The following is a 13,167-nucleotide window of genomic DNA, read 5'->3' on the forward strand; positions in this document are numbered from 1 at the left end:
TCTTATTGGATCCGGCCTCCGTCGCGATGAGCGAGTTAGGATGGAGCCCCGCTCCACGGTCGCCGTCCCCGCACCTCCGCCGCCCAGAGGGCGCGCCAGCCGCCCGCCTCTTCCCGCCACAGCTCCACCGAGCCGCCGCGCGCATGGTCGGCGCCGTCCAGCACCAGCCGCCCCTTGCATGACGGCGGCAGGACCGCGACCACGGCCCTTACGCTGACCACCTCCGCACTGCGGCACATCTGGTCCATCTGCGCCTCGCCCGGCGTCGCCTTGCCCCACCACAGGGCCAGCGCACCGTCCTCGCCCTCCGGCGCGCAGAAGGACCGCTTGCAGGTCCAGCCTTCGCCCGGACGCCCGACCGCCTCCAGCCCACGCCGCCGGGACCACAGGTCGCTGGCGAACTGGCGCACCACAGGCCGTATCACGACCGCCTGTTCTCCCTGCCGATACGCCCCATTGGCCCCGCCGTCGCCGATCCAGACATCCGGCTGCGCCGGGCGCGGCCAGATCAGCACCGCCGCCGCGAAGGGCAGCCCCAGCCAGCGCCACCACCCGCGCCACAGACACATGAACAGTATGCCCAGGAAGGCCACCGGCAAGGCCGCCGCCGGGGCGCTGGGGATCGCCTGAACCGCGCCGGGCAAACCAGCCGCCCAATGCCCTATCGCCAGCATGACATCCACCGACTTCCCCGCCAGCCACAGGAAGGGCGCGCCCAGGCCCAGCGGCTCCAGCGCCGCGCCCAGCGCCAGGGCGGGCATCATGACGAAGTCCGCCAGCGGCGCCGTCGCCAGATTGGCGATCAGCCCATAGACGGCCGTGCGGTTGAAGTGCTGCATGGCGAACGGCCCCGTCGCCATGCCCGCCACGAGGCTTGCGGCGCAGGCGGCCAGCAGCCAACTGCCGAACCTCTGCACCGCGACGATGGGCCAGGGCGCGGCGAACTCGCGGATGCGGCGCGGCCAGACCTCGACTAGGGCGACCAGGGCCGCCGTCGCCGCGAAAGACATCTGGAACCCCGGCGTCACCACAGCCTCGGGCCGCAGGAGCAGGACGACGAAGGCCGCCGCCGCCAGCGACCGCATCGTCACCGCCTGTCGGTCCGCCAATACGGCCAGAAAGGCGATTGCGGCCGTCACCGCCGCCCGCTCGGCCGGCGGCGGCGAACCCGAAATGACCAGATAGGTTCCGACCGCGATCAGACCCGCGATCGCCGCGACCTTCTTGCCTGACACGCGCAACGCCAGCCACGGCCAGGCCGCGACCAGCAGGCGCACCGCGAAAAAGACGAAGCCCCCGACGACCGCCATATGCAGACCCGAGATCGACAGAATGTGCGCCAGGCCAGAATCTCGCATGGCGTCCAGATCCGGGCTCTGGATCCACGTTTCATGCCCCGTGGTCATGGCCGCCGCCACCCCGCCGGTCCGCTCGCCCAGGCGCGCCACGATCCGTTCGGCCAGGGCGTAGCGCACGGCGTTGACCCGCATCGCCATCCGCACGCGCCAGGGCGGCGGCGCAAGATCGACGGGCCGCGTCGGTCCAAGGGCGAACAGCGTCCCGCCCATGCCCTGGAAATAGGCGTTGCGGCCGAAGTCATAGGCGCCGGGGCTGGCGGGCGGCGGCGGCGGGTTCAGGATGCCGAAAACGCGGATCGCCGCGCCAGGCGGCGGCGGCGCGCCCTTCACCGTGACGCGCAACCGTTCGGGCGTCGCCTCGGACGTCAGGCCCCGCACCCGCACCGGCGCCACGACCACCCGAGCGCCGTTCTGGCCCGGCGAATCCACGTCCATGACCCAACCCTCGAGCTGCGTGGGCTTCAAGTCAGCGGGTGCGATCGGCGCCGCGACGGCCACAGCCCTCAGTTTGGCGACCGCCAAACCGCCGCCGAAACAGGCCAACATCAGCAGAGCCAACGTCCCCCAACGCGGCAGGCCCCACATGCGCCCGACGATCCAGGCGCCCAGCAGCACGACAGCCGCCGCCGCCAGCGGCCACGCCGCCGGTTCATCCTTCAGCGTGAAATAGGCGGCGCACCCTGCGCCGAAGCAGACGGACGACCAGAGGGGCCAGCGATCCGCCTGCGCACGCACGTCATCGCCAAGACTGTCAAATAACCGGGCCACAAGGGTTCGCTTCCCCACGGGCGGGCGTATAAGACCCTGCCCTATGGACCCTGCCTCTATGACCTCCCCTTCCTCGACCGTCGTCACCCGCTTCGCCCCCTCGCCTACAGGCTACCTGCATATCGGCGGGGCGAGAACCGCGTTATTTAATTGGCTGTACGCCAAGGGGCGCGGCGGCAAATTCCTGATCCGCATCGAGGACACTGACCGCGAGCGTTCGACCGACGAGGCTGTGAAGGCCATCTTCGACGGCCTGTCCTGGCTCGAACTGTTCGGCGACGAAGAGCCGGTCTTCCAGTTCGCCCGCGCCGACCGTCACCGCGACGTGGTCAATGAACTGCTGGCGACCGGCCACGCCTATCGCGACTTCCTGACCGCCGACGAGACCACGGCCCTGCGCGACCAGGCCAAGGCCGAGGGTCGCGACTTCGTCTCACCCTGGCGCGACCGCGAGCCGTCCGTCGACGACCTGGCCAAGCCGCACACGGTGCGCTTCCGTCGTCCGCTGGATCAGGCCGTCGCGGTCGATGACGCGGTACAGGGAACCGTGCGCTGGGACTCGGCGTCGCTGGACGACCTGGTCATCCTGCGTTCGGACGGGGCGCCGACCTACAACCTGGCCGTGGTGGTGGACGACCACGACATGGGCGTGACCCACGTCATCCGTGGCGACGACCATCTGAACAACGCCGCGCGCCAGAGCCTGATCTACGACGCCCTGGGCTGGACGCGGCCGACCTTCGCCCACATTCCGCTGATCCACGGCCCGGACGGCGCCAAGCTGTCCAAGCGTCACGGCGCGCAAGCGGTGCACGAATACGCCGACATGGGCTATCTGCCCGAGGCCATGCGCAACTATCTGGCCCGGCTGGGCTGGGCGCACGGCGACGACGAACTGTTCAGCGACGAGCAAGCTCTCGCCTGGTTCGACCTGACCGGCGTCAACAAGGCCCCGGCTCGCCTGGACTTCGACAAGCTGGCCCACGTCAACGCCCACTGGCTGCGTCTGGCGGACGACGACCGCCTGGCCAAGCTGACCCTGGACGCCCATCTGGCGCGCGGCCGCACGTTGCAGCCGGATGACGAGGAACGGCTTCTTCACGCCATGCCCTTCGTCAAGGATCGCGCCAAGACCATCCCCGAACTGGCCGATCAAACGGCATTCGTGTTGCAGGTGCGTCCGCTCGCCTTAAACGAGAAATCCGCCGGATTGCTGCAAGGCGAAGGCCGTCAGCGAATTTCACGACTGCGTGAACGACTGGGTCTTTTCCAGAGCTGGGACGTCTTTGCTCTGGAAGCCGAGCTTAAGGTCTTCGCCGAAGAAGAGGGCGTAGGCTTCGGAAAAATCGGACCTTCCATGCGTGCTGCCTTGACGGGCGGCTCGACGTCGCCAGATATCGCACGCACTCTTTGCGCTCTCGGGCGCGACGAAAGTCTCGGACGCTTGGATGATGCGCTGCAACAGACTAAGTGATCACCCATAACCAACTCAGGCCGTCCGCCTCCCCGCGCGCCGGTCGAAAGAAGAACAAGGGGCCTAGATGACTGAACAAGCGAAACCCGCCGGCTCGGCGACCCTGTCCTATCAGGACAAGAGCATCGAGCTCCCCGTCCTCTCCGGCTCGACCGGCCCGGACGTCATCGACATCCGCAAGCTGTACGGCGGCACCGGCGCCTTCACCTTCGATCCCGGCTTCACCTCCACGGCGGCCTGCGAATCGGGCCTGACCTACATCGACGGCGATGAAGGCGTGCTGCTGCACCGCGGCTACCCCATCGACCAACTGGCCTCCAAGTCCAACTTCCTGGAAGTCTGCCACCTGCTGCTGCACGGCGAACTGCCGAACGCCGCCCAGTTCGAAGAGTTCGAGCAGAGCGTCACGCGTCACACCATGCTGCACGCCCAGTTCGACCGCTTCTTCGAAGGCTTCCGCCGCGACGCTCACCCGATGGCGATCATGGTCGGCACCGTCGGCGCCCTGTCGGCCTTCTATCACGACAGCCTGGACATCCATGATCCGGTCCAGCGCAACATTTCGGCCATCCGCCTGATCGCCAAGATGCCGACGATCGCGGCCCGTGCGTACAAGTACCACATCGGCCAGCCGTTCATCTCGCCACGCAACGATCTGTCGTACGCCGAGAACTTCCTGCGCATGTGCTTCGCCGTGCCGGCCGAGGACTATCATGTCGATCCGGCCCTGGTGCGCGCCATGGACCGCATCTTCATCCTGCACGCCGACCACGAACAGAACGCCTCGACCTCGACCGTCCGTCTGGCCGGTTCGTCGGGCGCCAACCCGTTCGCCTGTATCGCCGCCGGCATCGCCTGCCTGTGGGGCCCGTCGCACGGCGGCGCCAACGAAGAGGCGCTGAACATGCTGAAGGAAATCGGCACGCCGGACCGCATTCCTGAGTTCATTCAGGGCGTTAAGGACAAGCGCTACAAGCTGATGGGCTTCGGCCACCGCGTGTACAAAAACTACGACCCGCGCGCGAAGGTCATGCAGCAGTCGGCCTATGAAGTGCTGGCCGCCACGGGCCGCGAGAACGACCCGCTGTTCCTGGTTGCCAAGGAGCTGGAACGCGTCGCCCTGCAGGACGAGTATTTCACCTCGCGCAAGCTGTTCCCGAACGTCGACTTCTATTCGGGCATCACCCTGTCGGCCATGGGCTTCCCGACCACCATGTTCACCGTGCTGTTCGCCCTGGCGCGCACCGTGGGCTGGATCGCCCAGTGGCAAGAAATGATGGCCGATCCGTCGCAGAAGATCGGCCGCCCGCGTCAGCTGTACACCGGCCCGACCGAGCGCGACTACGTGCCGCTGGCCCAGCGCGGCTAAGCCGTCGCACGACGCGAAACACCGAAGCGCCGGGGCGAAAGCTCCGGCGTTTTTTCTTGGCCTTGCGAAAGATCAAGGCCCGACCGCTCAGGACGGGCTAAGTGACAGCTCTCCCTGCTCTCCATGAGGATTCGCCATGCAAGGCTATCTCGACGACATCGAACGCGCGACGCTCGACAATGACGACTTCCGCCGGGTGCTCTACACTGGCCGCCACCTGCAACTGGTGCTGATGACGCTCCAGCCCGGCGAGGAGATCGGCGAAGAGGTCCACGAGGGCCACGACCAGTTCTTCCGCATCGAACAGGGGCAGGGCCAGATCGTGATCGACGGCCTGTCGCGCCCGGCCGAAGCCGAGTCCGGCATCATCGTGCCCGCCGGCGCCCGCCACAACCTGATCAACACAGGGACCGAGCCGCTGAAGCTCTACACCCTGTACGGCCCGCCCGAGCACCGCGACGGCGTGATCCATCCGACCAAGGCCGACGAAGCCGAAGAGCATTTCGACGGCAAGACGTCGGAATAGGATTTCACATTGAAGGGAGTGGTAGGCGGCGACGGGTTCGAACCGCCGACCCTCTCGGTGTAAATCGCCCCAGATGCCGTTTCAGGGCTTTTCATCACATTACAAAACTCGCCTAAGTGACTGAACGTAAAAGAATTGGGGTTTGCACGCCTGTGCACGGGTTTGCAGTGAATCTTGCACGGACTGCCCCCCTATTGCCCCCCTTGATGCTAGGCTGGACGCGTCTGATTTGCTCAGGACGCTGCCTCCATGCCAACCCAGGTCATCACGACAGATCGCCAGATCGTGGGCCTCAAGCCGCTCGACTGTCGGTTCGAGCGCCGTGTTTCCGGCGCCCGAGGTCTTAGCCTGCGGGTCTGGCCGTCTGGCCTGAGGCAGTTCGAGGTTCGATACGCGGTCAAAGACGGACCTCGGCGTCGGGTGATCCTTGGCGATTATCCCGAGGTGTCGCTCGCCGATGCACGGCAAAAGGCGACCGAACTCAGGCTGGAACTTCTCAAGGGCTTCGACCCCGTCGCGGAGCGCGCCGCCGCCCAGCTTCCCGCTCCGCCCCAGGACTCTTTGGACGAAGTCGCGGAGACCTACTGGGCTGCAGCGGAGCTGGGTCTGCATGGCGGCCGCCGAAGGCCCAAGCGTCCGAGGACGATCGCCAACGAGCGCCACCTCTGGAAACGTCATATCTCGGGATCACTCGGCGCGACGGCGCCGAGGGATTTGAAGCGCGCCGAGGTCAAGACCTTCATGCGTTCGCTCGTGACCGAGCGGCGCCTCTCCGCCGCCAGCGCGGCTTCGATTGGCGGGCTTCTTCACAGCGTCATGGCCTTCTGTGTTCAGGAGGAGATGATCGATGCCAATCCCGTGGCCGGTCTCGCTCGGCCTTTGGCTCTGGTTTCACGCGACCGGATGCTGGACGACGCCGGACTGAGGCTGGTTTGGGACATTGCGCTGGACGGCGTACAGCCACGGCCGCCCGGCTACCTCAATGTCGGCCTTGCGGCGCGGCCCGAGCCGGTCATGGCGCTCGCCATCCAGTTGCTCATGCTCACCCTGACACGCCGCAACGAGGTCGCGGGCGCGCGAAAGGCAGAGTTCGACCTGGACGCCGCGCTCTGGGTGATTCCGGCGGACCGGGCCAAGGCCAACCGTCAACACGTCGTCCCGCTGAGCCCACAGGCTCTGGAGGTGCTCGCCGCAGCGATCGCACTCGATCCCGACAGCCCCTTCGTCTTCCCCTCCCCGCGCGTCGCCGATCAATGCATTGACGAGCAGGCGATCACGCGAACTTTTTCGCGCATCTTCGAGCGCAGGAAGCTGCCGCTTCGATCGCCTCATGATGTCCGCCGAACGGGCGCGACGACCTTGACGGGGCGCTACGGCATCACCCGTTTCATCGTCGGTCTCGTGCTCGGCCATACGCCAAAGGACGGCGCAGCAGTCACGGCCGTCTACGACCGCTATACCTATGTGCCGGAGAAGCGCGACGCTCTCGTCAAATGGGCGGAGCACCTTACCGGAGCGCGATCCGAAACTACTGCTGCTTCGGCTGCCGACGAAGCCATTGTTCCTGGGCGAACCGCAGACCTGGAGGCGGCCAAGGTCCGTGCGCTCGCGCTCTGCTTCGAAGGCCGGGCCCAGCAGGCGGTGCTGACGATGTGCATGGCGGCCAGTCGGGAGGGCTCGGTCTCACCTACCCACCTGGATTTGCTTTCAGCCGTCGGCCTGGACCTCGCCAGTCGCAACGACTGGTCAGAGTTGGAGGCGTGGATCAACGGCTTCGGTTGAGGAGCGAGATTGAAAGCTGTGGACGGTAGGATCAACGAAACTACCCCCGAGGGCCCCAAAACGCTGCCTATTGCGATCCTGAGGCCGGCCGCCACTACATCTTGACGTAGTTTTCGACACGTGAGACGAATCGCCTCAAAGTGAAAACGGATTAACACTCCCTTTCCATGCGCCGCGACTCGGCATATCGAGTCTGTCCGGGTTGGGTTTGGCTGTTCCGATTCCGTTGAAATTCGACCGATCCGCCGGCGCCGTGTTCGGGCGCGGCTTGCGTATCAGACGAAGGAGCGTGCCTGACGACTTCAGCGTGACATGGTGGGGAGAGGACGACCGTCCCGACTTGCAGGTCTTCAAAAGAAGGCCGCCCTCTCTCCGGTTACCGACTCATCCGGGTCGGCGGCGCGATCTTATGCATCGCGCTCGCGAGCACACAACCGTTGCCGCGACAGAGCGCCCCCTCGGATTCAACTCCCCTTGAATCGAAAGGACTCTCTGATGAGTTCCGGAATTGCATACCGCTGCGCCCTCCCCGACCCTTCTTTCGAGTCCGCCTGGGATTCCATCAAGATGGACAAGACGGTGAAAGACCGTCTTGTCGCGCAGGCGATCCTCGCCCTGACCGTTCGACGCTCCGTCTCCTTCGACGTCGCGCCGCTGCACGGCCTGATCGTGCTCGCGGGGGTTCCCGGCACTGGCAAAACGACCCTCGCTCGGGGCCTGGCGACGAAGGTCGCCGCGATGCTGTCCCCGTCGAAGGTGAACTTCATCCAGGTCGATCCCCATGGCCTCGCCAGTGCGTCGCTCGGCAAAAGCCAGCAACAGGTCACGACGCTGTTCAACCAGACCATTCCCGAGGCGGGCATGGGCGGCTTTGCCGTCGTCCTGCTCGACGAAGTCGAGACTCTGGCGGCCGACCGCAAGAAGATGAGCCTCGAGGCCAACCCGGTGGACGTTCATCGCGCGACGGACGCCGTTCTCGCCAGTCTTGATCTCCTCACCCGCCAGCACAAAAACGTTCTGCTGATCGCCACCACAAACTATCCGCAGGCGGTGGACAGCGCCTTCCTCTCGCGCGCCGATCTCATTGAATACATCCCGCCCCCGAACAACGAGGCCCGAGCGGAAATTATTCGCGATACCCTGGAAGGACTGGGCCGCCAGTGGCCGTCGATCCGCAAGCTCGAAACCGACATGAGCCTGTTCGTCGCCGCATCGAGCGGCATGGACGGCCGCCGTTTGCGCAAGGCCGTGGTCAGCGCTCTCGCAGGCTCCTTGGCCACCGCCCGCGATCCCAACCTGGTCACGAGCCAGCAGGTGCTTGCGGCGATCAAAGCCTCTGCGCAGGCGAACAAGGAGGTCGGCCGTGAAGCTGCGTAGGGACATCGCGTCCGTGCCGGTCCGCACGGGAGCCGAGACCTGGTCGGAGATCGTCGCACTGATCACCCGACCGGATTCGGTCGACGTCGACCAACTGACGGCGGCGGCAAGCGTCATGGCCAGCCTGCTTTCCGAGGACCATTATTCGAAGCATCCGCTGACCCTCAAGGGTGATGGTCATCGTCTGGTGATCTACGGCGCCTATGGCTCGGACGCCGTAACCCAGGGGACCGAGGTTGCGGCCCTGGACTGGAACCCTACGGGGAAGTCCTGGACGCTTCACGTGCCCTGTGAACCGGAGGATCTCGACTGGGTCACGACGACCCTGAAGACCCGGGCCCCTCGCCTCGCGGTCCACGCCCTCGGCGACGGCCCAGCAGAGACCCAGGACGATGCCTCGGCGGCCGCCAATGATTCAGCGGCGGCCCTGAGCATAAACTGGGGAGCCGCGAACTGATGGCCGTCTCAACCTTTACCTACACGCGCACCCATACCGCCGCCTTCGTGGCGGACCACATGCGCAACCAGCTGAAACGCATTGTTCAGGCTGCGGGGCTTTCGCCGGAGCAGTTGGCGGACGATTGGACCGTCGTCGGACCCGCCGCCCGGACCTGGCTTGAGAGCGGCCATCTTGAAGTCGTGACCATCGAATTTTTCAAACCGGGTTCGAGCACGCTTCAGCTCCGGTGGGACTTCCCCGTCACCTATGACGGCAGCGGCATGGACGACGACATGTGGGTCGATCGAGATCACGTTCAGCGCACGATCGACAAGGTGGGCCGCCCGCCTCTCGGGTGCACCTACCGGATCATCCTGAGCTGCAAGCGCGGACGACCGGATGTGTCCGGGATGTCGAGCACATCGCACCTCTCGACGGCTGGTCTCGTCAGCCGGTCCACCGGAACGGCGATCGCCACGCACGACATCACCACGGGGCTTAACTACTGGAGGCCGGCATGAGCAAGGTCAGCGAAGCGTTCGCTACATTCAAGAGCCGCCTGGAGCTCACTCAGACGGAAAAGGACGACGCTAGCCGTCGACAGAAGGACGTCCGCGCCACCGTCCAGGCGTCCTTCCAGGTCGACCACGATTTTCTGACTGGCTCCTATGGACGACACACCAAGACCAAACCGCTCAAGGACATCGATATCTTCGTCTGCCTGGGGTCCAAGGAAGATCACCGACGTAAGGCGCACCCGAAGGCCGTTCTCGACGATCTCGAGGCCTGCCTCGTGGATGCCTACGGCCAGGATCAGGTGGAGCGCGACCGGCGATGTGTGACCGTCTGGTTCGAGAAGCGACACCAGACCCAGCATGAGGATGGCAAGGTGGTCAGCCTCGACGTGGTCCCCGCGTTCCAGTCGGGTTCCGACTACGAGATTCCCGACGAGGACCTCGGGAAGTGGATCAAGACCAATCCTGCGACTCACAACGACCTGACCACCGCCAAAAACAAGGCGCTGAGCGGAAACTGGGTGCCGCTTGTAAAGATGCTGAAAAGCTGGAACCGCGCGAATGGAAGGCCGATCGAACCGTCGTTCCTCGTCGAGGTCATGGCCCTGGATCTGGTCGATGGCCCGTTCAATACCTTCCCGGACGAGGCGCGCCGCTTCTTTGCGGCCGCCGCGGCGAGCATTGAGGATACCTGGGACGATCCGGCCAAACTCGGACCGCCGGTGTCCGACGAGATGACATCCGCCAAATGCGTCGCGGCCCGCAAAACGCTGAAGGAGGCCGAGATGGCGGCGACACGCGCCTACCGAGCCGAAGCGAATGGCAGCGAGACAGAGGCGGTCCGAATTTGGAAAGGCGTCTTCGGCGACTTCTTCCCCGCCTCCTAATCATTCGGACGCAGAGCCGGCGTCGCGCAGCCTCGCGGCGACGCCGGCCTTCATGTGCCTCTCCAGATAGGCGCGCCGCATTTCATAGAGGCCCGGCATAACCAGGGGACTGGAGACGCGACGTGCATACAGGGCATTCTGTATATTGCGGCTGGCGTCTCGGGCGTCATCTGAGGAGATCGTTCCGGCCTCCACGCGCGCCAGGACGGACTCCAGCTCGCTCTTGGTCTGGTCCTGGCTTTCGGCGGTATCCTTCTGCCTGAAATGTTCCCTGACGGACCAGACAAGCACCGGGGCCACTGGCATCCAGGTGACGGCGACGTCGCTCAGCGGAAGCCGGACAATCCAGCATGCGATGAAGAAGGTCGCGGGAATCCCGATCGCCAGAACCAACGCGATCGAGCCGTTGAAGCGTCGAAGCGTGGCGTCGTACCAAAGACTGCTGCGCTGGCAGAGCAACCGGCCGGCCTCCAGGTTTGCGCCGCCGACTTCAGCCGGATACCAATCCACGATTCCCTTGTCGCTGTGGCGTCTCGACCAGGCTTCTGCTGCAGCCTCTATGACCTCGGCATCGATCCGCTTGCCCGCGCTCAAGCCGTTCCAGGGCAGCCGAAGAACCGAGCAGTCGAAACATTCGGCGATTTTGGCCCCATTCCGTACAAACCGGCGTTGGGCGCGGTCGAGGATGGTGATGTCGAGGAGAGTAACGACAAGGCTGAACGCCGCGACTGCAGAGCGCGCCGCTTCGACGAACAGGCCGGTAGCGGCCCCGATCACCGGAAGGACAACGGTCAGGACCAGCTGCAGAATGAAGATCAGTTTGGCGCGGTGGAACATCTCCTGCCGCGCACGCATGAGCTGAAGGTTTTCAGGCCGATTCTGCCGCTCTGGAATGTCGTTCATGCTGCCTTCTCGTCCCGACCTGAAAGGCCGCCAAGGAGGGTGGTCGGCTCCGGCGGCGTCCTTGGGTAAGGCAAGGATGCCATTGCGGCAAACCAGGTTGGTTCCAGCGGCTCGAAGACAGGGGATTGCGTTCCTGAAATGCCAGATGGCCGCCCTGAATCCGCAGTTATTTTGCATGAAATCTAAATCAAATACGTTGCACTAGAGATCGGGCGCTCCCATATTCGCGCCTGGAGGTGGTCATGTCGGCCCTGAACGATCTGAAGAAGCGGCTGAGACCCGGTCAGGTCTATCGTCGCCAGGACCTCGAGAAGTGGTCCAATGCGGTGGACCGCCATGTGCGGCAACTGCTCGACGAAGGCCGGCTCGAGAAGGTCTCCGGCGGCGTCTACATGGCGCCCCGCCAGACCCGTTTCGGCAAGGCGCCCGCCAAGCCCGAGAAGCTTGTCGAGGCCTTTCTGAAGGACGACCGCTTCCTGATGGTGTCTCCGAGCGCGTTTAACGGCCTCGGGGTCGGTTCGACCCAGCTCTACAACGAGCCGGTGGTCTACAATCTGAAGCGCCATGGGCGGTTCAAGCTGGGCGGCCGGACCTACGACTTTCGCAAGAAATCATCTGTTCCCGCTCGCCTGACCCAGGAGGTTCTGCTCGTCGATCTGCTGCAGACTATGGACCGGTTGGCCGAGGACAAGGCCGAGCTCCTGCCGAGGGCGCTGGAGCGGGCCCGATCCATGGATCCGGTTCGTCTTGCCAAGGCCGCGCGCGACTTCGGTTCGGTCCGGGCCGGACGGCTCGTGACCCAGGCCTTCCAGGCGGCCTGAGGAGATGGCGCTTCTTCACGACACCGACGACTATGCGATCCTGATCGAGGTCGTCGCGGGCGAGATGGCGATCGATCCCGCCCTTGTCGAGAAGGACTACTGGATCATGCACGTCCTCTGGGGCCTGCAGCAGCTCGGAATGTCCTTTGAGCTCAAGGGCGGCACGTCCCTGTCCAAGGGCTACAGTCTCATCGACCGGTTCTCCGAAGACATCGACATCCTCATCCACCCGACTGATCCGCTGCCAATGGGCCGCAATCACACCAAGCCGACCCATGTCGACCAGAGGCGCGCCTTCTTTGACGGCCTCGTGCCACTACTGAAGGTTCCTGGCGTCATCGAGGTTCTAAGAGACACCGCTTTCGACAACGAGAAGCTATTCAGCGCCGGTATCCGCCTGATCTATCCGGAGCTGACCCCCCTGCCGGCAGGGGTGAAGGCCGGCGTGCTGCTTGAAGCCGGTTTCGACCAGGTCTCTCCGAATGCGCCGCGCCTCATCTCGTCATGGGCCTGGGACCGAGCGAGCGCCGCCGGCGTCGAAAACCTGATCGACAACCGCGCCGTCGACGTCCGGTGCTACGACCCGGGCTATACGCTCGTCGAGAAGCTCCAGACCATCTCGACAAAGTACCGCCGGCAGCAGGTATCTGGCGAGATGCCCACCAACTTCATGCGTCACTACTACGACGTCTACTGCCTCCTGGCCGATGAGCAGGTCCGCGCCTTCATCGGCACCGAAGCCTACCTCGGCCACAAGCGCGCCCGCTTCCCGGCCCAGGACGAGCCCGTCCTGCGCAACAATCCGGCCTTCACCCTTGCGGACCCGGCGACCCGTCAGCGGTACGCCGAGGCCTTCGACCTGACCCGGGCGCTCTATTACCGCGAACAGCCGGGCCTTGAGGCGATCCTGGCGCGGATCGACGCTCACCTCGACGCGATGTGAACGTC

At 65.1% G+C, this 13,167-nt stretch carries 12 protein-coding genes; 10 read left to right on the top strand and 2 right to left on the bottom strand.

Features of this window, described 5'->3' with window-relative positions; all coding sequences use genetic code 11:
- Positions 1 to 35: 35 nt before the first annotated feature.
- On the bottom strand, positions 36 to 2,093 hold the full coding sequence (locus AC3IPP_RS09660; protein ID WP_489148808.1) for a ComEC/Rec2 family competence protein: 2,058 nt from the start codon (positions 2,091 to 2,093) through the stop codon (positions 36 to 38).
- A gap of 91 nt (positions 2,094 to 2,184) precedes the next feature.
- Between AC3IPP_RS09660 and gltX the strand changes: the two genes are divergently transcribed.
- From gltX to AC3IPP_RS09700, 8 genes are all read left to right on the top strand, one after another.
- Positions 2,185 to 3,600 carry a glutamate--tRNA ligase gene (gene gltX / locus AC3IPP_RS09665; RefSeq protein ID WP_489148809.1) on the top strand — a complete coding sequence of 472 codons (1,416 nt, stop codon included), beginning with the start codon at positions 2,185 to 2,187 and terminating at the stop codon, positions 3,598 to 3,600.
- Between the two features lie 67 nt (positions 3,601 to 3,667).
- Positions 3,668 to 4,969, top strand: coding sequence for a citrate synthase (gltA, locus tag AC3IPP_RS09670; protein ID WP_087141654.1), 1,302 nt, complete (start codon positions 3,668 to 3,670; stop codon positions 4,967 to 4,969).
- Positions 4,970 to 5,105: 136 nt separating this feature from the next.
- Positions 5,106 to 5,495, top strand: coding sequence for a cupin domain-containing protein (locus tag AC3IPP_RS09675; protein WP_292056331.1), 390 nt, complete (start codon positions 5,106 to 5,108; stop codon positions 5,493 to 5,495).
- Between the two features lie 249 nt (positions 5,496 to 5,744).
- Positions 5,745 to 7,277, top strand: coding sequence for a tyrosine-type recombinase/integrase (locus AC3IPP_RS09680; RefSeq protein ID WP_489148810.1), 1,533 nt, complete (start codon positions 5,745 to 5,747; stop codon positions 7,275 to 7,277).
- A 495-nt stretch (positions 7,278 to 7,772) separates the two neighbouring features.
- The gene (locus tag AC3IPP_RS09685) at positions 7,773 to 8,654 is read left to right on the top strand and encodes an AAA family ATPase (protein WP_489148811.1); all 882 of its coding nucleotides are present in this window, start codon (positions 7,773 to 7,775) and stop codon (positions 8,652 to 8,654) included.
- On the top strand, positions 8,641 to 9,111 hold the full coding sequence (locus tag AC3IPP_RS09690) for a hypothetical protein (protein WP_489148812.1): 471 nt from the start codon (positions 8,641 to 8,643) through the stop codon (positions 9,109 to 9,111). Before AC3IPP_RS09685 ends, AC3IPP_RS09690 begins: the two co-directional genes overlap by 14 nt.
- Complete coding sequence (locus AC3IPP_RS09695; protein ID WP_489148813.1) at positions 9,111 to 9,614, top strand: hypothetical protein; 504 nt, start codon at positions 9,111 to 9,113, stop codon at positions 9,612 to 9,614. Before AC3IPP_RS09690 ends, AC3IPP_RS09695 begins: the two co-directional genes overlap by 1 nt.
- Entirely contained in the window at positions 9,611 to 10,495 is an 885-nt protein-coding gene (locus AC3IPP_RS09700) for a CBASS oligonucleotide cyclase (RefSeq protein ID WP_489148814.1), read from the top strand. The genes AC3IPP_RS09695 and AC3IPP_RS09700 overlap by 4 nt, the downstream gene beginning before the upstream one ends.
- On the opposite strand, the gene AC3IPP_RS09705 is transcribed toward AC3IPP_RS09700, so the two are convergent.
- The gene (locus AC3IPP_RS09705; protein WP_489148815.1) at positions 10,496 to 11,398 is read right to left on the bottom strand and encodes an S-4TM family putative pore-forming effector; all 903 of its coding nucleotides are present in this window, start codon (positions 11,396 to 11,398) and stop codon (positions 10,496 to 10,498) included.
- A gap of 242 nt (positions 11,399 to 11,640) precedes the next feature.
- On the opposite strand from AC3IPP_RS09705, the gene AC3IPP_RS09710 reads away from it, so the two are divergent.
- Positions 11,641 to 12,219 carry a hypothetical protein gene (locus AC3IPP_RS09710; RefSeq protein ID WP_489148816.1) on the top strand — a complete coding sequence of 193 codons (579 nt, stop codon included), beginning with the start codon at positions 11,641 to 11,643 and terminating at the stop codon, positions 12,217 to 12,219.
- 4 nt (positions 12,220 to 12,223) lie between these two features.
- Complete coding sequence (locus tag AC3IPP_RS09715) at positions 12,224 to 13,162, top strand: nucleotidyl transferase AbiEii/AbiGii toxin family protein (RefSeq protein ID WP_489148817.1); 939 nt, start codon at positions 12,224 to 12,226, stop codon at positions 13,160 to 13,162.
- The last annotated feature ends 5 nt before the right edge of the window (positions 13,163 to 13,167 follow it).

The organism is Brevundimonas sp. KH_060 (assembly GCF_057838275.1).

What these genes read in the sequence shown, in the direction of transcription:
- gltX (WP_489148809.1), top strand. Translation starts at nt 2,185, where the DNA reads ATGACCTCCCCTTCCTCGACCGTCGTCACCCGCTTCGCCCCCTCGCCT.
- gltA (WP_087141654.1), top strand. Translation starts at nt 3,668, where the DNA reads ATGACTGAACAAGCGAAACCCGCCGGCTCGGCGACCCTGTCCTATCAG.
- AC3IPP_RS09675 (WP_292056331.1), top strand. Translation starts at nt 5,106, where the DNA reads ATGCAAGGCTATCTCGACGACATCGAACGCGCGACGCTCGACAATGAC.
- AC3IPP_RS09680 (WP_489148810.1), top strand. Translation starts at nt 5,745, where the DNA reads ATGCCAACCCAGGTCATCACGACAGATCGCCAGATCGTGGGCCTCAAG.
- AC3IPP_RS09685 (WP_489148811.1), top strand. Translation starts at nt 7,773, where the DNA reads ATGAGTTCCGGAATTGCATACCGCTGCGCCCTCCCCGACCCTTCTTTC.
- AC3IPP_RS09695 (WP_489148813.1), top strand. Translation starts at nt 9,111, where the DNA reads ATGGCCGTCTCAACCTTTACCTACACGCGCACCCATACCGCCGCCTTC.
- AC3IPP_RS09700 (WP_489148814.1), top strand. Translation starts at nt 9,611, where the DNA reads ATGAGCAAGGTCAGCGAAGCGTTCGCTACATTCAAGAGCCGCCTGGAG.
- AC3IPP_RS09705 (WP_489148815.1), bottom strand. Translation starts at nt 11,398, where the DNA reads ATGAACGACATTCCAGAGCGGCAGAATCGGCCTGAAAACCTTCAGCTC.
- AC3IPP_RS09710 (WP_489148816.1), top strand. Translation starts at nt 11,641, where the DNA reads ATGTCGGCCCTGAACGATCTGAAGAAGCGGCTGAGACCCGGTCAGGTC.
- AC3IPP_RS09715 (WP_489148817.1), top strand. Translation starts at nt 12,224, where the DNA reads ATGGCGCTTCTTCACGACACCGACGACTATGCGATCCTGATCGAGGTC.